The sequence below is a fragment of the Pseudomonas sp. PDM02 genome (assembly GCF_014852285.1).
GTDB lineage: Bacteria > Pseudomonadota > Gammaproteobacteria > Pseudomonadales > Pseudomonadaceae > Aquipseudomonas > Aquipseudomonas migulae.
Genome location: NZ_JACVBL010000016.1, coordinates 132,029 through 150,929, shown reverse-complemented (window position 1 = coordinate 150,929; position 18,901 = coordinate 132,029). Strand labels below are relative to the sequence as shown.

The 18,901-nt window shown below is 60.2% G+C and carries 17 protein-coding genes; 10 read left to right on the top strand and 7 right to left on the bottom strand.

The window, feature by feature from the left end:
• The first annotated feature begins 11 nt into the window (after positions 1-11).
• Entirely contained in the window at positions 12-662 is a 651-nt protein-coding gene (locus IB245_RS24985; protein WP_192228982.1) for a DUF1120 domain-containing protein, read from the top strand.
• Here the strand turns inward: IB245_RS24985 and IB245_RS24980 are convergent, their stop codons facing one another.
• The 6 genes from IB245_RS24980 to IB245_RS24955 form a co-directional block, all read right to left on the bottom strand.
• A complete protein-coding gene (locus tag IB245_RS24980; RefSeq protein ID WP_192228981.1) occupies positions 663-1,970 on the bottom strand; it encodes a CynX/NimT family MFS transporter in 1,308 nt (435 codons plus the stop codon).
• The gene (locus IB245_RS24975; RefSeq protein ID WP_192228980.1) at positions 1,960-2,619 is read right to left on the bottom strand and encodes a FadR/GntR family transcriptional regulator; all 660 of its coding nucleotides are present in this window, start codon (positions 2,617-2,619) and stop codon (positions 1,960-1,962) included. Before IB245_RS24975 ends, IB245_RS24980 begins: the two co-directional genes overlap by 11 nt.
• Before the next feature lie 1,033 nt (positions 2,620-3,652).
• The gene (locus IB245_RS24970) at positions 3,653-4,417 is read right to left on the bottom strand and encodes an amino acid ABC transporter ATP-binding protein (protein WP_090188113.1); all 765 of its coding nucleotides are present in this window, start codon (positions 4,415-4,417) and stop codon (positions 3,653-3,655) included.
• 10 nt (positions 4,418-4,427) lie between these two features.
• The gene (locus IB245_RS24965; RefSeq protein ID WP_008026632.1) at positions 4,428-5,525 is read right to left on the bottom strand and encodes an amino acid ABC transporter permease; all 1,098 of its coding nucleotides are present in this window, start codon (positions 5,523-5,525) and stop codon (positions 4,428-4,430) included.
• Positions 5,526-5,535: 10 nt separating this feature from the next.
• The gene (locus IB245_RS24960; RefSeq protein WP_008026631.1) at positions 5,536-6,717 is read right to left on the bottom strand and encodes an amino acid ABC transporter permease; all 1,182 of its coding nucleotides are present in this window, start codon (positions 6,715-6,717) and stop codon (positions 5,536-5,538) included.
• A gap of 65 nt (positions 6,718-6,782) precedes the next feature.
• Positions 6,783-7,817, bottom strand: a complete 1,035-nt coding sequence (locus IB245_RS24955; RefSeq protein ID WP_008026630.1) for an amino acid ABC transporter substrate-binding protein — start codon at positions 7,815-7,817, stop codon at positions 6,783-6,785.
• A gap of 467 nt (positions 7,818-8,284) precedes the next feature.
• Here IB245_RS24955 and IB245_RS24950 point away from each other — a divergent pair, with 467 nt between their 5' ends.
• The 5 genes from IB245_RS24950 to IB245_RS24930 all read left to right on the top strand — a co-directional run bounded on the left by IB245_RS24950 (position 8,285) and on the right by IB245_RS24930 (position 13,611).
• Positions 8,285-8,941 (top strand): alpha/beta hydrolase, encoded by a 657-nt coding sequence (locus tag IB245_RS24950; RefSeq protein WP_008026629.1) that lies wholly within the window; start codon positions 8,285-8,287, stop codon positions 8,939-8,941.
• A gap of 98 nt (positions 8,942-9,039) precedes the next feature.
• A complete protein-coding gene (gene rhlB, locus IB245_RS24945) occupies positions 9,040-10,527 on the top strand; it encodes an ATP-dependent RNA helicase RhlB (RefSeq protein ID WP_008026628.1) in 1,488 nt (495 codons plus the stop codon).
• A gap of 144 nt (positions 10,528-10,671) precedes the next feature.
• The gene (locus tag IB245_RS24940) at positions 10,672-11,619 is read left to right on the top strand and encodes an ornithine cyclodeaminase family protein (protein ID WP_192228979.1); all 948 of its coding nucleotides are present in this window, start codon (positions 10,672-10,674) and stop codon (positions 11,617-11,619) included.
• Between the two features lie 147 nt (positions 11,620-11,766).
• Positions 11,767-12,894: an NAD(P)/FAD-dependent oxidoreductase gene (locus IB245_RS24935; protein ID WP_192228978.1), complete on the top strand. Its 1,128-nt coding sequence runs from the start codon at positions 11,767-11,769 to the stop codon at positions 12,892-12,894.
• 90 nt (positions 12,895-12,984) lie between these two features.
• On the top strand, positions 12,985-13,611 hold the full coding sequence (locus IB245_RS24930) for a transcriptional regulator (protein ID WP_008026625.1): 627 nt from the start codon (positions 12,985-12,987) through the stop codon (positions 13,609-13,611).
• Positions 13,612-13,932: 321 nt separating this feature from the next.
• On the opposite strand, the gene hmpA is transcribed toward IB245_RS24930, so the two are convergent.
• Positions 13,933-15,114, bottom strand: coding sequence for an NO-inducible flavohemoprotein (gene hmpA, locus IB245_RS24925; RefSeq protein WP_192228977.1), 1,182 nt, complete (start codon positions 15,112-15,114; stop codon positions 13,933-13,935).
• 156 nt (positions 15,115-15,270) lie between these two features.
• On the opposite strand from hmpA, the gene norR reads away from it, so the two are divergent.
• The 4 genes from norR (at position 15,271) to IB245_RS24905 (ending at position 18,901) form a co-directional block, all read left to right on the top strand.
• Positions 15,271-16,821 carry a nitric oxide reductase transcriptional regulator NorR gene (gene norR, locus IB245_RS24920; protein WP_192228976.1) on the top strand — a complete coding sequence of 517 codons (1,551 nt, stop codon included), beginning with the start codon at positions 15,271-15,273 and terminating at the stop codon, positions 16,819-16,821.
• A 222-nt stretch (positions 16,822-17,043) separates the two neighbouring features.
• Positions 17,044-17,946 carry a chemotaxis protein CheV gene (locus tag IB245_RS24915; protein ID WP_008026621.1) on the top strand — a complete coding sequence of 301 codons (903 nt, stop codon included), beginning with the start codon at positions 17,044-17,046 and terminating at the stop codon, positions 17,944-17,946.
• Positions 17,947-17,971: 25 nt separating this feature from the next.
• The gene (locus IB245_RS24910; protein ID WP_192228975.1) at positions 17,972-18,430 is read left to right on the top strand and encodes a GNAT family N-acetyltransferase; all 459 of its coding nucleotides are present in this window, start codon (positions 17,972-17,974) and stop codon (positions 18,428-18,430) included.
• A 144-nt stretch (positions 18,431-18,574) separates the two neighbouring features.
• A complete protein-coding gene (locus tag IB245_RS24905) occupies positions 18,575-18,901 on the top strand; it encodes a hypothetical protein (protein WP_192228974.1) in 327 nt (108 codons plus the stop codon).

The window sequence follows — 18,901 nt, the reverse complement described above, 5'->3', positions numbered from 1 at the left end:
GACCTTCATGAATGAACAACTATCTCGCAACCTTCTCGGCAACTTTACTGATCAGCATCACGCCCATCGCTCTTGCTGCATCGGCGGTTGACCTGACCGTCAAAGGCACCCTCACCCCGCTCGCCTGCACACCGATGCTGTCCAACAACGGCCTCGTCGACTACGGAAAAATCTCCCGGCAGGACCTCAGCGTCGACAAACGCACGCGACTGCGCGACCAGACCCTCGACCTCAACATTCAGTGCAATGCACCCGCGCGTTTTGCCCTGCTGATGCGCGACAACCGCGACGGCTCGGCAATCGTCAACAGTGAGATTTACTACGGCCTGAACCACGACCACAACCAAAATAAAATCGGCTTGTATTCACTGAACTTCGATCCGGCCAGCACCGTGGTGGACGACCTGATGCAGGTCTATCGAACCGATTCCACCACGGGCGGCAAGGCCTGGAGTTCGTCGAACAGCCAGGCCATTCCGATTGGCGCCCGAAGTTATCTCGGATTCACTGACATTGCCGGGAGCAGCGCCGGCCCGATTGCCATCCGCACACTGACCAGCCGGGTGACGGTAGAAACGGTCATCGCGCCCACCTCCGAGCTGGACCTCAGCACGGAGGTGCAGCTCGACGGTTCGGCAACGCTGGACGTTGTTTACCTGTAGTCAGACCTTTTCGCTGACCACCTGCACGTACAGCGAACGCCCGGCACCGAGGCCGGCAAGGATGGCGCCGAGGCCGATCACAGCGAAGATCCAGCCCACGGCATTCCAGCCGCCGGTCCAGTCATGCACGATGCCGACCGCGAACGGCCCCATGGACGCCAGGGTGTAACCGAAGCCCTGGGCCATGCTCGACAGGTTGGCCGCCACGTGCGAATCCCGCGAGCGCAAGACAATCAGGGTCAACGCCAGGCTGAACGTTCCGCCCTGCCCCAGGCCGAGCAGGATCGCCCAGCCCCACAAGCCTTCGATGGGTGCGTAGAGGCAACCGAACAGACCGCCGAGGGTCAGCGCCATGACGATGACGATCGCCAGGCGCTGATCCTTGCCGCGCGTCGCCAGCCAAGGTGCGGCCAGCGAACTGGCGAGTTGAACGATCACCGAACCCGACAACACCAGGCCGGCCTGGGTCGGGGTCAGGCCGCGACCGATCAGGATCGATGGCAACCAGCCAAACACGATGTACGCCAACGAAGATTGCAGGCCCATGTACAAGGTCACTTGCCAGGCCAACGGGTCACGCAACAGACCGCGAACCCGGTAAGCCACGTTGTGGGAGCCGTGTTTCTGACCGACTTGCGGCAACCAGAACATAGCCGCCACCAGCGCCGGAATCACCCAGAAGCCAAGTCCCAACGCCCAGCTTTTGTCGAAGTGTTCGCTCAACGGCACGGTCGCGCCCGCTGCCATCGCCGCCCCCAGGCACAGGGCCATGGTGTAGACGCCGGTCATGGTCCCGGCGTGTTTGGCGAAGTCGCGTTTGACGATGCCTGGCAGCAAAACGCCGATCACGCCGATGCTCGCGCCGGCCAGCACGCTGCCGCCAAACAAGCCGATTTCACCGAACGAACTGCGCAGAATGATCCCGCCGGCCAATGTCAGAAGGATGCCCAACACCACGCGCTCAGCGCCGAAACGTCGCGCCAGAATCGGCGCCAACGGCGCAAAAAGACCGAGGCACAGCACTGGCAACGTCGTCAGCAAACCGGCCTGCGCCGCCGACAGGCCCAAGCTTTTCGAGACCTCGCTGAGCATCGGCGCCATGCTCGACAGCGCCGGACGCAAGTTCAGCGCGACCAGAATCAGCCCCAGCAACAACAGCCACGGGCGACGCAGGATTGGCTGACTTTGCTGGACCTGTTCGTCATCGGCCTCGGCGTCGATCAGCAGCTCTTCGAGCTCCGCCGTGCGTTTGGCTTCGGTGATCGTGCTGTGGCTGCTGGACATGGCGTTCTCGGTTTCAAGGTTCATTGATCAACTGCCTCGACAAGGCTTTCGCGCGTTCCGGGTCGCGTTGCTCGACGGCATCGAGCAATTCGATATGCAGATCGAACACTTCCTGGCGGCGTGGCGTGACGCTCAAGGTCTGGCGCAGTTGTGCGCCGACGACGCTGGAGAAATAGCGATACAACTCGCTGAGGGTGGGGTTGTGCGCGGCGTCTACCAGACGACGGTGAAACACCAGGTCGCAGGCGATGTAGCTGTCGAGATCGCCGTGGTAGTGATCACCGCTGACGTTGAGCGCTTCACGCAAGGCCACGAGGTCTTCGTCGGTCCTGCGCAGCGCGGCAAGGCCGATGGCCTCGACTTCAAGGATGTGCCGGGTTTCCCTAGCCTGCTCAAGCGAGCAGCGCGACAACGCTTTCAGGGTGTCCAGCGGATCGATCACCGCCCGCAGATAGCTGCCATCGCCCTGACGGATTTCGATCAAACCGGAAAACGCCAACACGCGCATGGCTTCGCGGACAGTGTTGCGGCTGATGCCCAATTCGGCAGACAGCTCAGGCTCGGTGGGCAGGCGCTGACCGACAGACCAGACGCCTTCGGTGATACGCAGGCGCAACTGGTCCAGAGCCTGATCAACCAGGGAACGTTTAATGAGTGGAGACATGTCTGACATAAGATTCGCCCTTTCATCCAATCATAGGATGAATTTTCTGACATGTTAGTCAGCATCGCCCCACAGGGCAAACGGTTTACACAAACCCTGTAGGAGCCGGCTTGCTGGCGATTACGGTCTGACATCCCACCTGGATGTCGCCTGACCCACCGCTATCGCCAGCAAGCCGGCTCCTACAATTGCGCGCCCGACTCGCCATTTCGCATGCGACACAAACCCTGTAGGAGCCGGCTTGCTGGCGATTCGGTCTGACATCCCACATGAATATCGCCTGCCCCTCCGCCATCGCCGGCAAGCCGGCTCCTACAATTCCGCGCCCGGCTCGCCATTTCGCACACGACACAACCCCCTGTAGGAGCCGGCTTGCTGGCGATTACGGTCTGACATCCCACCTGGATGTCGCCTGACCCACCGCTATCGCCAGCAAGCCGGCTCCTACAATTGCGCGTCCGGCTCGTTATTTCGCACGCGACACAAACCCTGTAGGAGCCGGCTTGCTGGCGATTCGGTCTGACATCCAACATGGAAGTCGCCTGCCCCTCCGCTATCGCCAGCAAGCCGGCTCCTACAATTCCGCGTTCGGCTCGCCATCTCGCACACGACACACCCCCTGTAGGAGCCGGCTTGCTGGCGATTCGGTCTGACATCCAACATGGAAGTCGCCTGCCCCTCCGCTATCGCCAGCAAGCCGGCTCCTACAATTCCGCGTTCGGCTCGCCATTTCGCATGCGACACAAACCCTGTAGGAGCCGGCTTGCTGGCGATTCGATCTGACATCCCACATGGATGTCGCCTGACCCACCACTATCGCCGGCAAGCCAGCTCCTACAATTCCGCGCCCGGCTCGCCATCTCGTGCATTGCGCAAACCCTGTAGGAGCCGGCTTGCTGGCGATTCGGTCTGACATCCAACATGGAAGTCGCCTGCCCCTCCGCTATCGCCAGCAAGCCGGCTCCTACAGGGATCGTGGTGTGTTTTTTCGGGCAAAAAAAACCCGGAACAGCGTCCGGGTTTTTTCACTGCCTGGCTTCGATCAGTGCAGGATCTGGCTCAGGAACAGTTTGGTGCGTTCGTTCTGCGGATTGTCGAAGAAGTCGTTCGGCGCGGCCTGTTCAACGATTTCGCCCTTGTCCATGAAGATCACGCGGTTGGCCACGGTGCGGGCGAAGCCCATTTCGTGGGTCACGCAGAGCATGGTCATGCCGTCTTCGGCCAGGCCGATCATGGTATCCAGCACCTCTTTCACCATTTCCGGGTCAAGGGCCGAAGTCGGTTCGTCAAACAGCATGATTTTCGGTTTCATGCACAAGGCACGGGCAATCGCCACACGCTGCTGTTGACCGCCGGACAGTTGCCCCGGGAATTTATGCGCCTGCTCCGGAATGCGTACGCGTTCCAGGTAATGCATGGCGATTTCTTCGGCCTGGCGCTTGGGCATCTTGCGCACCCACATCGGCGCCAGGGTGCAGTTCTGCAGGATGGTCAGGTGCGGGAACAGGTTGAAGTGCTGGAACACCATGCCGACTTCACGACGGATCGCTTCGATCTGCTTGAGGTCGTTGGTCAGCTCCACGCCATCGACCACGATGCGACCCTGCTGGTGTTCTTCCAGGCGGTTGAGGCAGCGAATGGTCGTCGACTTACCGGAACCCGACGGGCCGCACAGGACGATACGCTCGCCCTGTTTGACGTTCAGGTTGATGTCTTTCAATACGTGGAACTGGCCGTACCACTTGTTCACGCCCTGCATCTGAATAATGCCTTCAGGGCTCACAGGCTTTTTGATTGCTTCGCTCATTACAGAACTCCTAACGCTTGTGGCCAGTGTCGAGCTTGCGTTCCAGATGCATGGAATAGCGCGACATACCAAAACAGAAAATCCAGAACACCAGGGCCGCGAACACATAGCCTTCAGTGGCCATGCCCAACCATTTCGGGTCGGCGGCGGCTTGTTTGACGCTGTTGAGCAAGTCGAACAGGCCGATGATGATCACCAGGCTCGTGTCCTTGAACAGCGCAATGAAGGTGTTGACGATGCCAGGGATTACCAGCTTCAGGGCTTGCGGCAGAATCACCAGGCCCATGCTGCGCCAGTAACCGAGGCCCATCGCCGCAGCCGCTTCGTACTGACCTTTTGGAATCGCTTGCAGACCGCCGCGCACCACTTCAGCCACATAGGCCGACTGGAACAGGATCACGCCGATCAGCGCCCGCAGCAGTTTGTCGAAGTTCATGCCTTCAGGCAGGAACAGCGGCAGCATCACCGAGGACATGAACAGCACCGTGATCAACGGCACGCCGCGCCAGAATTCGATGAAGGTCACGCAGACCACACGAATCGCCGGCATGTTCGAACGACGGCCCAGCGCCAGCACAATGCCCAGCGGCAACGCACCGGCAATACCGACAGTGGCGATCACCAGGGTCAGCATCAGGCCGCCCCATTGGCTGGTCGCCACTTGGGTCAGACCGAAAACGCCGCCATGCAACAGGCACCAGGAAATGATCGGGTACAGCACCAGGAAGCTCAGGCCATACACGGCTTTACGGTGAAAGCGCGAGATGAACAATGGCGCCACGCCGATCACCGCCAGCCACACGGTCAGGTCCACGCGCCAGCGCAGGTCCATCGGGTAGTAGCCGTACATGAACTGGCCAAAACGCTGCTGAATGAACACCCAGCAGGCGCCTTCCTTGGTGCAGTCGGCGCGGGTGGTGCCGACCCAGTTGGCGTCGATGATTGCCCATTCCAGGATCGGCGGGACAATCAGGTAAATCAGATAGAACGCAAACAGGGTCAGCAGGGTGTTGAGCCAGCTGGAGAACATGTTTGCGCGCATCCATGCAACCACACCGATGCTGCTGCTCGGTGGAGGCATGTCAGGCTTGAAAGTATGAGTACTCATGCGCTTTTCCTTACCGCTCGATCAGCGCAATGCGCTTGTTGTACCAGTTCATCAGCAGGGAAATGCTGATACTGATCGCCAGGTACACGCTCATGGTGATGGCAATTACCTCGATCGCCTGCCCGGTCTGGTTCAGCACCGTACCGGCAAACAACGAAACCATCTCCGGATAACCGATACCGGCCGCCAGCGAAGAGTTTTTCGCCAGGTTCAGGTATTGGCTGGTCAGCGGCGGAATGATCACGCGCAGGGCTTGCGGGATGATCACTTTGCGCAGGGTCGGACCGTTGCGCAGACCCAGCGAGTGTGCCGCTTCGGTCTGGCCGTGGCTGACCGACTTGATGCCCGAACGCACGATCTCGGCGATGAACGCCGCGGTGTACACGGTCAGGGCCAGGGTCAGTGCCAGCAGTTCCGGGATCAGCACCCAGCCACCGACAAAGTTGAAGCCTTGCAGCTTGGGCATTTCCCAGTGCACGGGTGCACCGAAGATCAACGCGCACAGCGCCGGGATCGCAAAGAACAGCGCCAGGCCAACCCAGAACTTGTGGAACGGCACACCGGTCGCTTCGAAGCGTTTGGTGGCCCAGCGGCTCATCAGCACGATCGCGACAATGGCCACGACGATGCTGATCACAAACGGCCAGAAACCGTCCGCCATCAACGCGGCCGGCATGTTCAGGCCGCGGCTGCTGACGAAGAAGGTGTCGCCGAAGTTATGGCTGTTGCGTGGCCCCGGCATGGTCAGGAACACCGCGAAGTACCAGAACAGGATTTGCAGCAGCGGCGGAATGTTGCGGAAGACTTCCACATAAACAGTCGCCAGCTTGCTGATGATCCAGTTCTTCGACAGCCGTGACACGCCGACGATGAACCCGAGGATTGTCGCCAGGATCACGCCGATGAAGGTCACCAGCAGCGTGTTGAGCAGGCCGATGACAAACACCCGGGCATAACTGTCCGATTCGGTGTAGTCGATCAAGTGTTGAGCGATGCCGAAACCGGCACTGCGCTCCAGAAAGTCGAAACCGGAGGTAATGCCCCGGTGTTGAAGGTTGGTCTGCGTGTTGTCGAACAGGTACCAGCCCATCGAGACCACCGCCACAATGGTGATGATCTGAAATAGCCACGCACGCACTTTGGGATCGCTGAGGCTGAGCCTCTGCTTTGGTGCGCCGATTGAATTTTGCATGAAGTGCCCCGGATGTAATGGAACAGAACATCACCCGGTGGTTGGCCCACCGGGTGATAGAACCATCAGCGCACTGGTGGTGCGTATTGAATGCCGCCGTTGTTCCACAGAGCGTTCAGCCCGCGGTCGATGGCCAGCGGAGTGTCCTTGCCGAGGTTTTTCTCGAACACTTCACCGTAGTTACCGACTTGCTTGACGATCTGCACGACCCAGTCTTTCTTCACTTTCAGGTCTTTGCCGTATTCACCGTCGGTACCCAGCAGACGAGCGACGTCAGGGTTCTTGGTGCCTTTGGCTTCAGCTTCGACGTTTTTCGAAGTGATGCCGGCTTCTTCAGCGTTGAGCATGGCGTAGCCAGTCCAGCGCACGATGGCCAGCCACTCGTCGTCGCCATTACGTACGACCGGGCCCAGAGGCTCCTTGGAGATGGTTTCCGGCAGAACGGTGTAGTCGTTCGGGGTCGCCAGCTTGCTGCGTTGTGCGTAGAGCTGGGATTTGTCGGAGGTCAGCACGTCGCAACGACCGGATTCCAGCGACTTGGCGCTTTCATCGGAGGTGTCGAAAGTGATTGGGGTGTATTTCAGACCGTTGCCGCGGAAGTAGTCGGAAACGTTCAGCTCGGTGGTGGTACCGGCTTGAATGCAGATGGTGGCGCCGTCGAGCTCTTTGGCGCTTTTCACGCCCAGAGTCTTGCTGTTTACCAGGAAACCGATGCCGTCGTAGTAAGTGATGAAACCAGGGAATTTCAGACCCATGCCCGAATCACGGGAGCTGGTCATGGTGGTGTTGCGCGACAGGATGTCGATTTCGCCAGACTGCAGCGCGGTGAAGCGCTCTTTGGCGTTCAACTGACTGAACTTGACCTTGGTCGCGTCGCCGAAGACGGCAGCGGCCACAGCGCGGCAGTAGTCAGCATCGATACCGACGATCTTGCCATTGGCGTCCGGAACCGAGAAACCAGGCAGGCCATCGCTGACGCCGCACTGTACGAAACCTTTCTTCTGCACTGCATCCAGGGTTGCACCCGCCTGAGCGAACCCGCTGACACCGAGTACTGCGGCTGCAGACACGATAGCCAGGGTGGATTTCAACATCTTCATTCAAACCTCCAGTTTTGCTCTTGTTGTGTCGGAGCTTGAGTCCAGTCGCACCCTTATGAGGCGTAGTTGACCCGTGTTGGTTTTTTTTGGGGTCAACCGACGTAGGACCTGCGCTATGAGTCTAGTAGGAGAAAATCCAAATCATGGACCACTCACTTCTCACCAATCGGCCGAACGGGCTGTAGCCCTTTCACGTTCGCGAAGCCCGTAGCGGCCACTGGCGAACATCCATCACCGGATTTTTTGCTATCCCACCACGAACAATGGCCTGATAGTGTTACCGACAGGCGTGGGATTTTTCGTACAGGCTTCCTATAGCAAAGCCCGTACCAGACCGCTCGCCAAAGCGTTTAAGGGACAGGTCAATAGCAAAACTTGTAGCCTTGCGACATCTTCTTAACGGATCAACCAGACGCGCACTCATCTCTCGCACTCAATGAGAGCGCACGCACACAATTGGAGCAGCCATGACCGAGCCCTTGATTCTTGAACCCGTCAAGCCCGCAGACGCCTGCGTTATCTGGCTGCACGGGCTGGGCGCCGACCGTTACGACTTCCTGCCGGTGGCCGAAGCGTTACAGGAAACCCTGCTGAGCACTCGCTTCGTTCTCCCTCAGGCACCGACCTGCGCCGTCACCATCAATGGTGGCTACGAGATGCCGAGCTGGTACGACATATTGGCCATGAGCCCTGCACGCGCGATCAACCGCGAACAGCTGGAAGCGTCGTCGGACCGGATCATCAAATTGATCGAAGTACAGCGAGCCGGCGGAATAGACGCTTCGCGAATTTTCCTGGCAGGTTTTTCCCAAGGCGGCGCCGTGGTGTTCCACACTGCGTTCCTGAAATGGCAGGGGCCGCTGGGTGGCGTACTTGCCCTCTCTACTTATGCACCGACCTTCAGCGAAGGACTGGAGCTTTCGGCCAGCCAACAGCGGATTCCGGTGTTGTCGTTGCACGGTCAGTACGATGACGTGGTGCAAAACTCGATGGGACGGACCGCCTACGAGTATTTAAAGCAGCATGGTGTCACCGTGACATGGCAGGAATACCCAATGGGTCACGAAGTGTTACCCGAGGAGATTCGCGACATTGGCACCTGGCTCGGCGAGCGCTTGCGTTAACGGCTCAGCTGAAAAACAGCCCATTGATCCATCCCCCTACGCCGCGCCCGATTCTTGCATTACACTGGCCGCCGTATATTCCTTAACCAATTGATGAGATGACCGTGCTCAAAGCACTCAAGAAAATGTTCGGTAAAAGCGAGACTGAGCAGCTCGCGCCAGTCTCCAGCGCTCCGTCTCACAGCCCCAGCCACCGCACCGACGGTAATCAGCCTGGCCGGACCGCCCCCGTAGCGGCACCGAAACAAGAGCCTGTGGCGACACCGGCCGTCCAGCCTGTTGAAGCGGCGGCTGCCGAGCAACCACGCAGCGAAGCGCCGAAGCCCGCTAAACCGCGTCGTGAACCCAAGCCAAAAGCGCCGGTCATCCCCTGGAAACTCGAAGACTTCGTCGTCGAACCCCAGGAAGGCAAAACCCGATTCCACGATTTCAAACTTGCCCCGGAACTGATGCACGCCATCCAGGACCTCGGCTTCCCGTATTGCACGCCGATCCAGGCTCAAGTGCTGGGCTTCACCCTCGCGGGCAAAGACGCCATCGGCCGCGCCCAGACCGGCACCGGCAAAACCGCGGCGTTCCTGATTTCGATCATCACCCAGTTGCTGCAAACCCCGCCGCCGAAAGAGCGCTACATGGGTGAGCCACGGGCGCTGATCATCGCGCCGACCCGTGAACTGGTGGTGCAGATCGCCAAGGACGCCGCCGACCTGACCAAGTACACCGGCCTCAACGTCATGACGTTTGTCGGCGGCATGGACTTCGACAAGCAGCTCAAGCACCTCGAAGCGCGTCATTGCGACATCCTCGTCGCCACCCCGGGCCGCCTGCTCGACTTCAACCAGCGCGGCGACGTGCACCTGGACATGGTCGAAGTCATGGTCCTGGACGAAGCCGACCGCATGCTCGACATGGGTTTCATCCCGCAAGTGCGTCAGATCATTCGCCAGACGCCGCCAAAGAACGAGCGCCAGACGTTGCTGTTCTCCGCGACCTTCACCGATGACGTGATGAACCTCGCCAAGCAATGGACCACCGACCCGTCGATCGTCGAGATCGAGGCGCAGAACGTGGCCAGCGAAAACGTAGAGCAACACATCTACGCGGTGGCTGGTGCCGACAAATACAAACTGCTCTACAACCTGGTCAACGACAACGGTTGGGAGCGGGTGATGGTCTTCGCCAACCGCAAGGATGAAGTGCGGCGCATCGAAGAACGCCTGGTGCGTGACGGCGTCAATGCCGCGCAATTGTCTGGCGACGTGCCGCAACACAAGCGCATCAAGACCCTGGAAGGCTTCCGCGAAGGCAAGATCCGCGTGTTGGTAGCCACCGACGTGGCCGGTCGTGGCATTCACATCGACGGCATCAGCCACGTGATCAACTTCACCTTGCCGGAAGTCCCGGACGACTACGTACACCGTATCGGTCGTACCGGCCGTGCCGGCGCCGATGGCGTGTCCATCAGTTTTGCCGGTGAAGACGACTCCTACCAGCTTCCGTCCATCGAGGCGCTGCTGGGTCGCAAAATCAGCTGCGAAACGCCACCGACGCATCTATTGCGGGCGGTTGAGCGCAAGCGTCCGTAACAGCGGGTCGCAATAAAAGAAGCGCAGCCGGCAACGGACTGCGCTTTTTTTTCGTTCGTCGTTTTTTTTCAAAGGGAGCTTGCCCGACAGAACTAAAAGTCCATAATGGACAAATTAGTTTACTTGCCATTCCCGGAGCCGACCATGTCCAGCACGCCCTATGTGATCACCCAACCCCAGGCCCGCGAGCTGCTGGCACAGGTCGACGTTCCGCAGATCCTGCGCAAGCTGTTCCGCGACCTGGCGGCCGGGCAAGCGGTACAACCGGCGCAACAATTGGTGGAGTTTCCCAAGGGCGCCGGCGATTTCATCAACTACCTGGGCGTGCTGGCCGAAGACGGGGTTTACGGGGTCAAGACCTCGCCTTACATCGTCCGCGAACAAGGCCCATTGGTGACCGCATGGACTTTGCTGATGTCGATGCAGACCGGCGAGCCGCTGCTGCTGTGCGACGCAGGCGAACTGACCACCGCGCGCACCGCCGCGACAACCGCGGTGGCGGTCGATGCCCTCGCCCCGCTGAATGCAAACCGCCTGGCGATCATCGGCAGCGGCAAGGTCGCGCTGGCACACCTGCATTACGTCAAAGGCCTGCGCGACTGGGAAAGCATCCACCTTTTCTCGCCGAACCTGAGCGACCTCAGCCCTGAAGCCGTGGCGCAGATCAAAAGCCTCGACCCACGGTTGACCCTTGTCGACACGCGCGAAGCGGCCGTTCAGGACGCCGACGTGATCATGCTGTGCACTTCGTCTGCCGGCCCGGTGATCGACCCTTCCAGCCTGACCAAACCGGCATTGATCACTTCCATCAGCACCAATGCCCCACGCGCCCATGAAGTGCCGCCGCAGAGCCTCAATGACATGCAGGTGTTCTGCGACTATCGTCTGACCACGCCGGGCTCGGCGGGTGAAATGCTGATTGCCGGCGAACAGCACGGCTGGGACGCAAGCGCCATCGTCGGCGACCTGCCGGGCTTGATCAGCGAAAAAGTCCAGCGCCCCGGTTATGACCGTCACGTGTTCTTCCGCTCGATCGGCCTGGGCCTGGAAGACATCGCACTGGCCAATGCCATCTACCACCTTCAGCACTAACACCACCCCCTGTAGGAGCGAGGCTTGCCCGCGAAGGCGGTGTGCCATTAAACATATATTGAGAATGACACACCGCCTTCGCGGGCAAGCCTCGCTCCTACAGGGGGCACCGACACTATTGGCATTTGCGCTCGACAGGAGACATTCATGAGCCAGGCAGACTTCATCATCATCGGCGGCGGGATCGCCGGCGCTTCCACCGGTTTCTGGCTGTCGCAGCACGCCCGAGTGATCGTGCTCGAACGCGAATCCCATCCGGCCTACCACTCCACCGGACGCTCGGCGGCGCTATTCACCGCCGCTTACGGCACACCGCAGGTCCGAGCACTGACCCAGGCCAGCCGCGACTTCTTCGACGCCCCGCCTGCCGGTTTCTGCGAACACCCGCTGCTGACCCCGCGCGGCGAAATGACCGTGGACTTCACCGGCGACCCGGCCGAGCTCAACAACCAATACCTGAGCGCCAAAGCCACGGTGCCAGAGATGCAACTGCTCAGCGCCGACGAGGCCTGCGCGCGTCTGCCGATCCTGCGCCGGGAAAAAGTCCACGGCGCGATCTACGATCCGACCGCCAGCGACATCGACACCGACGCCTTGCACCAGGGTTACCTGCGTGGCATCCGCCGCAATAAAAGTGAAGTGCATACCGACACTGAAGTCCTGAGCCTGACCCGCGACGGCGAAGGTGTGTGGCAGGTTCAAACCAACAGCCAGACCTTCAGCGCACCGGTCATCATCAACGCTGCCGGCGCCTGGGCCGACAAGATCGGCGAACTGGCCGGCGCGAAGCCGCTAGGTCTACAACCGAAACGCCGTGCAGCATTCATCTTCGCCGGGCCGGAAGGCGCGGACATCCACCATTGGCCGATGCTGGTCAGCCTCGACGAGTCGTTCTACATGAAGCCGGACGCCGGCATGTTCCTTGGCTCGCCGGCCAACGCCGACCCGGTTGAACCACACGACGTGCAGCCCGAAGAACTGGACATCGCCATGGGCATCTACCAGATCGAAGAAGCCACCACCCTGACCATCCGCCGCCCGACCCGCACCTGGGCCGGCCTGCGCAGCTTCGTCGCCGACGGCGATTTGCTGTCCGGGTTCGATCTGCAGGTGCCGGGGCTGTTCTGGGTTGCGGCGCAAGGCGGTTACGGCATCCAGACCTCGCCCGCCATGGGCCAGGCCAGCGCCGCGCTGGTACGCGGCGAAGCACTGCCCGAGCAACTCAAGCGTTTTGGCCTGGACGCCGGGATGCTGTCCCCTGCTCGCTTGGGCTGACCGGCGTCCTCAGGTGACGTGTCGACACGATTACGGCAAACTTCCAGCGCCCTTTTTGCAGGGCGCTGACGCTGCCTGGAGCTCCATTGTATGAACGCACCTGTAAAAGACCCGGCCCTGGACAACTTCCGCGCGATCGCCGATGCAATCGCCACGTTGTTCTTCCCCCACGCCGAGGTGGTGCTGCACGATCTGCGCACACAGAAAGTCGACTATATCGCCAACAACCTGTCGAAACGGGAAGTGGGTGACGACTCGGCGCTGGAAGACATGCTCAGCGATGACATCAGCGAACGAAACATCGGGCCGTATGAAAAGTTGAATTGGGATGGTCAGAAAATTCGCAGCCTGAGCAGCGTGCTGCGCGACAGCGACGGTCATCCGCTGGCGGTGTTGTGCATCAACCTGAATATTTCGCTGTTCGAAAACGCCAAGGCCGCGCTGGACCTGTTCCTGTCGCCGAGCAAGCTGATCCCGCAACCGGACTCACTGTTCCGCGATGACTGGCAGGAGCGCATCAATACCTTCCTTCATGGCTGGCTGCGCGAACGTCAACTGAGCCTGAACCTGCTGACCCGCGACCACAAACGCGAACTGGTACTGGCCCTGCACGCCGAAGGCGCCTTCAAAGGCAAAAGCGCCTCGAACTATGTGGCCAACGTGCTGAACATGGGACGGGCGACGGTGTACAAACACCTGAAAGAATTGAAAGGCTGAAACACCCCGGATTGCCAGCGACACACGCCCTTTAGGAGCACGGCTTGCCGGCGAAGGCGTCCTCAAGATCGCCATCGCCAGCAAGCCGGCTCCTACAGGTTCCGCGTAAGTCACACGATGTTGATACGCCCCGAATCCGTAGGAGCCGGCTTGCTGGCGATGCGATTTCAAAGACGCCATCGCCGGCAAGCCAGCTCCTACAAGGTTCTGCGCCAGTCACACAACTCTGATGCGTCCCCAAATCTGTAGGAGCCGGCTTGCTGGCGAAAGCGATCTTGAGGACGCCTTCGCCGGCAAGCCTTGCTCCTACGGGTTTGATGTTTATTCCAACGCCGAAGCCGGGCCGAAGAACTCGTAGCGGCTTTGCTTCTCCGGTACACCCAAGGCTTTCAGGTGACGCTTCACCGCCGCCATGAAGCCTTTAGGCCCCAGGAAGTACGCATCCAGATCGCGCTGCTGTGGCAACCACTCACCCAGTTGCTCCTGACTCAACAATCCGACCTTGTGCGCCGCCGGGCTCACGCCGTCATCTTCGTCGTAGCAGTAGAAACGCTTGAGTTGCGGGTGACGCTCAGCCAATCCATCAATCCAGTCACGGAACGCATGAACGCTGCCATTGCGTGCACAGTGGATAAAATGCACCGGCCGCTTGGTTTCCAGTGCCGCTTCCAGCATCGCCAGGGTCGGGGTAATACCAACGCCGCCGCTGATCAGCACCAACGGTTTATCGCTGTCGCTCAGGGTGAATTCGCCCGATGGCGGGAACAGTTGAATGCTGGCGCCTACGTGCAGTTGATCATGCAAATGGTTCGAGGCGCGGCCACCGTGTTCACGCTTGACGCTGATGCGGTACTGGCCTTTGTTCGCCAGGGCCGACAGCGAATAGTTACGACGAATCTCTTCGCCATCGAGGATCAGTTTCATGCCGATGTACTGGCCGGGTTCAGCCGCGAGGATCGGACCTTTGTCTGCCGGCTCGAAGTAGAACGAAATGATTTCCGCGCTTTCCTCGACCTTGGCCGCAACGATGAACTCCCGCGCACCACGCCAGCCGCCCGGGGCCTGTTCTTTCTGGTCGTAGATGCTGGTTTCAGCGCCGATCAGGATCTCGGCCAATTGACCGTACGCCGCGCCCCAGGCGCTCATCACTTCCGGTGTGGCAATCTCTTCACCCAACACTTCGGAAATCGCACGCAACAGGCAGGTGCCGACAATCGGGTAGTGTTCCGGGAGGATTTGCAGCGCCACGTGCTTGTTGATGATTTTGGCCACCAGGTCGCCCAATTGGTCGAGCTGATCGATGTGGCGCGCATACATCAACACGCCGTTGGCCAGGGCACGGGGTTGATCACCGGAGGCCTGGTGCGCCTGGTTGAATAGCGGGCGGACTTCCGGGTATTCGGAGAGCATCATGCGGTAAAAATGCGTGATCAATGCTTCACCACCGCTTTCCAGCAACGGCACAGTGGATTTGACGATTGCACGGTCTTGAACGCTAAGCATAAGGTGACTCCTGAACGGCTTGGTTTCCTAACTGACTGCCCTATGCTTATCAGTTTCCGTGCCAGTTATTTAGTCGTTATAAATCAATAAGTTAAAAACATTCTAGTCATAACGACACCCCCTGACTTATAGTCATACCGACTACACGGAGTCACTATGACTGCAAAATCCTTGCTCACCACACTGCTTCCCCTGGTCTCGGACCTGTCCCGCGAACTCCCCGAGGGTGAGCGCTATCGGCGCCTGCTCGAAGCCATGCGCGCCTTGCTTCCCTGCGACGCCGCCGCGCTACTGCGCCTCGATGGCGAGTGGCTGGTGCCGCTGGCCGTCGACGGCTTGAGCACCGACACCCTCGGCCGGCGCTTCAAGGTCAGCGAACACCCTCGCTTCGAAGCCCTGCTCAGCAGCCCCGGCCCGACCCGCTTCGCCGCCGACAGCGACATGCCCGATCCTTATGACGGACTGGTCGATGGCCTCGACGATCACCTTGAAGTCCATGACTGCATGGGTTGCCCGCTGTTTATCGACGAACGTCCGTGGGGTTTGCTGACCCTCGACGCCCTCGACCCGGAACGCTTGGAACCGATCGAACTGGACGCCCTGCAAGCCTTCGCCAGCCTCGCCGCCGCCACGGTCAATGCCGCCGAGCGCATCGAACGGCTGGCCAATCGTGTCGAAGACGAGCATCAACGCGCCGAGGTGTACCGACAGGCCAGCGGCCAGCAGAACCGCGAGATGATCGGCCAGAGCAAGGCCCACAAACGCTTGGTGGAAGAGATCAGCCTGGTCGGCGGCAGTGACCTGACCGTGTTGATCACCGGCGAAACCGGGGTCGGCAAGGAACTGGTGGCACAGGCGATTCACGCCGCCTCGCCCCGGGCCGACAAGCCGATCATCAGTCTCAACTGCGCCGCGCTGCCGGACACGCTGGTGGAAAGCGAATTGTTCGGCCATGTGCGCGGCGCCTTCACCGGGGCAACCAGCGACCGTCGCGGCAAATTCGAACTGGCCAATGGCGGCACGCTGTTTCTCGATGAAGTCGGCGAACTGTCGCTGACGGTCCAGGCCAAATTGCTGCGCGTGCTGCAAAGCGGTCAATTGCAGCGGCTGGGTTCGGACAAGGAACATCAAGTCGATGTGCGACTCATCGCCGCGACCAATCGCGACCTGGCTGAGGAAGTGCGCAGTGGCCGTTATCGTGCCGACTTCTACCACCGTTTGAGCGTTTACCCGCTATTGGTGCCGGCCCTGCGGGATCGCGGGCGGGATGTGTTGCTGCTCAGCGGCTTCTTCCTGGAGCAGAACCGTTCGCGCATGGGCCTCAACAGCCTGCGCCTGAACAGCGATGCCCAGGCGTCGTTGCTGGCGTATGACTGGCCGGGTAATGTGCGGGAGCTGGAGCACTTGATTGGGCGCAGCGCGTTGAAAGCGCTGGGTAACTGCAGGGAACGGCCGAAGATTCTCAGCTTGAGTGCGGCGGATCTGGATTTGCCCAGTGGCAGTGTTGAGGTAGCGTCCGAGCCACCGACCGCGACTCCAGTGACGTTGGTGTCTGGGGATTTGCGCGAGGCGACTGAAAGTTATCAGCGGCAATTGATCAGCGCGTGCCTGGATCGGCACCACAATAACTGGGCGAGCGCGGCGCGTGAGCTGGGCTTGGATAGGGCGAATCTCGGAAGAATGGCCAAAAGACTGGGCATGAAGTGAGCGCTTTTGTAGGAGCCGGCTTGCTGGCGATGGCATCACCACGGTTTGTCTGACGGACCGCGGTGATGCTATCGCCAGCAAGCCGGCTCCTACAGGTCGGGACAGCATTTCGCCGTACATCGGCATTTAGCCTAAAGCCTGCCCCCATCAAGTCGATAACCCGGCATCGATAGCTTTTGGCGACTTCCATTCGCCCATCACCTTTTTCCACAGAAGGTTTTTATGTCCTCCACCAAAGCCCGCGCAGACTCACTTTCGCTTCTGCTGTTTACCTTGCGCAGCGGCAAGTTGATGGCGATCAACCTGCTCAAGGTCAGTGAAATCATTCCCTGCCCGCCGCTGACCAAGCTGCCGGAGTCGCACCCTCACGTCAAAGGCATCGCCACCCTGCGCGGCGCGTCGTTGTCGGTGATCGACCTGAGCCGTGCGATCGGCGAGCGGCCGCTGGAAGACCCGAATGGCGGCTGCCTGATCGTCACCGACGTCAGCCGCTCCAAACAGGGCCTGCACGTTCAGGCGGTGAGCAAGATCGTCCACTGCCTGACCACCGACATCCGTCCGCCGCCCTTCGGCTCCGGCGGTGTGCGCTCGTACATCACTGGCGTGACCTCGGTCGACGGCACGCTGGTGCAGGTGCTGGACATCGAAAAGGTCATCCACGGCATCGCCCCGGCGCAGATCGAAACGGCCCCGACCGAACTGAGCATGGAAGACGCGGAAGTGCTCGGCAACGCGCGCATTCTGGTGGTCGACGACAGCCAGGTGGCCCTGCAGCAATCGGTGCACACCCTGCGCAACCTCGGCCTGCAATGCCATACCGCGCGCAGTGCCAAGGAAGCCATCGATTGCCTGCTGGACCTGCAAGGCACCGCCCAGCAGATCAACCTGATTGTTTCAGACATCGAAATGTCAGAGATGGACGGCTACGCCTTCACCCGCACCCTGCGCGAAACCCCGGATTTTGCGCACCTGTATGTGCTGCTGCACACCTCGCTGGACAGCGCGATGAACAGCGAAAAAGCGCGTCTGGCCGGCGCCAACGCGGTGCTGACCAAGTTCTCTTCGCCGGACCTGACCAAGTGCCTGATCGAAGCGGCCAAGGCGGTCGCCGAACAAGGTCACTGAGTTGGCCGAGGTTTTTTGTTTTCTGATGCGGCGCAACCTTGCGGAGGTTGTGCCCGCAATCACCTGGCCCCAGGGCATTGTCCTGCACGAATATCGTCCAGAACTGGCAGAAGACGTTCATCGTTTGATGGAGCTGGGTTATCTGGACGGTGGCGGGCGCGTGCCGGCATTGGATATCTGGCAACAGCGGTTTGAGACGGACCCTGAATACGATCCCTCCCTGTGCTTCATTGCGCAGGATACCGACGGTATCGTGGGTGTATGCCAGTGCTGGACCAGCGCCTACATCAAGAATCTGGTCGTGCACCCGCGAGCCCAGGGTCAGGGTTTGGGCCGGGCGTTGTTGTTGAATGCATTCAACGTGTTTCAGCAGCGTCGCGAAGGTTTTGTGGATTTGAAGGTATTGGAAGACAACCTTCGGGCGCAGCGGTTGTATGAAAGTGCCGGGATGATTGTGGTCCGCCGGGAGCCGGTTCCGGCCTGATACATCGCCTTTGCGGGCAAGCCTCGCTCCTACATTGTGATCACCGTACCTGTAGGAGCGAGGCTTGCCCGCGAAAGGGCCGACACATTCAACCTCATCCCATCAGGCATACTCGGCCCACCCATGCCCAAGGATGCCTGCCCCATGAAAGCCACCACCCTCACCTTCCTCTGCCTCACCGCCCTCGCCACCCAAACCCACGCCTCCAGCCCAGACGCCTGGGCCGCTTTCGACAAAGCCACGCTCGCCAGTTGCATCAAGGCCAGCGGCCTGACGGACGCTTCCCCCGTCGGCAAAGCCGCACAGTTCGATGACCGTGTCGACTACACCGCCGTGCTCCTGCAAGGCCGCTACCCGCAAAAACACATGAAAGGCCAGCAAGGCACCGAGCTGTGCCTCTACAACAAAAAAAGCAAAACCGCCTACGTGACCGAATGGGACTCCATCCGCCTGCCCGCCAAATCCCGGTAA

Coding starts and splice junctions, on each gene's coding strand:
- IB245_RS24985 (WP_192228982.1), top strand. CDS start 12: ATGAACAACTATCTCGCAACCTTCTCGGCAACTTTACTGATCAGCATC.
- IB245_RS24980 (WP_192228981.1), bottom strand. CDS start 1,970: ATGAACCTTGAAACCGAGAACGCCATGTCCAGCAGCCACAGCACGATC.
- IB245_RS24975 (WP_192228980.1), bottom strand. CDS start 2,619: ATGTCAGACATGTCTCCACTCATTAAACGTTCCCTGGTTGATCAGGCT.
- IB245_RS24970 (WP_090188113.1), bottom strand. CDS start 4,417: ATGAGCGAAGCAATCAAAAAGCCTGTGAGCCCTGAAGGCATTATTCAG.
- IB245_RS24965 (WP_008026632.1), bottom strand. CDS start 5,525: ATGAGTACTCATACTTTCAAGCCTGACATGCCTCCACCGAGCAGCAGC.
- IB245_RS24960 (WP_008026631.1), bottom strand. CDS start 6,717: ATGCAAAATTCAATCGGCGCACCAAAGCAGAGGCTCAGCCTCAGCGAT.
- IB245_RS24955 (WP_008026630.1), bottom strand. CDS start 7,817: ATGAAGATGTTGAAATCCACCCTGGCTATCGTGTCTGCAGCCGCAGTA.
- IB245_RS24950 (WP_008026629.1), top strand. CDS start 8,285: ATGACCGAGCCCTTGATTCTTGAACCCGTCAAGCCCGCAGACGCCTGC.
- rhlB (WP_008026628.1), top strand. CDS start 9,040: ATGACCGTGCTCAAAGCACTCAAGAAAATGTTCGGTAAAAGCGAGACT.
- IB245_RS24940 (WP_192228979.1), top strand. CDS start 10,672: ATGTCCAGCACGCCCTATGTGATCACCCAACCCCAGGCCCGCGAGCTG.
- IB245_RS24935 (WP_192228978.1), top strand. CDS start 11,767: ATGAGCCAGGCAGACTTCATCATCATCGGCGGCGGGATCGCCGGCGCT.
- IB245_RS24930 (WP_008026625.1), top strand. CDS start 12,985: ATGAACGCACCTGTAAAAGACCCGGCCCTGGACAACTTCCGCGCGATC.
- hmpA (WP_192228977.1), bottom strand. CDS start 15,114: ATGCTTAGCGTTCAAGACCGTGCAATCGTCAAATCCACTGTGCCGTTG.
- norR (WP_192228976.1), top strand. CDS start 15,271: ATGACTGCAAAATCCTTGCTCACCACACTGCTTCCCCTGGTCTCGGAC.
- IB245_RS24915 (WP_008026621.1), top strand. CDS start 17,044: ATGTCCTCCACCAAAGCCCGCGCAGACTCACTTTCGCTTCTGCTGTTT.
- IB245_RS24910 (WP_192228975.1), top strand. CDS start 17,972: ATGCGGCGCAACCTTGCGGAGGTTGTGCCCGCAATCACCTGGCCCCAG.
- IB245_RS24905 (WP_192228974.1), top strand. CDS start 18,575: ATGAAAGCCACCACCCTCACCTTCCTCTGCCTCACCGCCCTCGCCACC.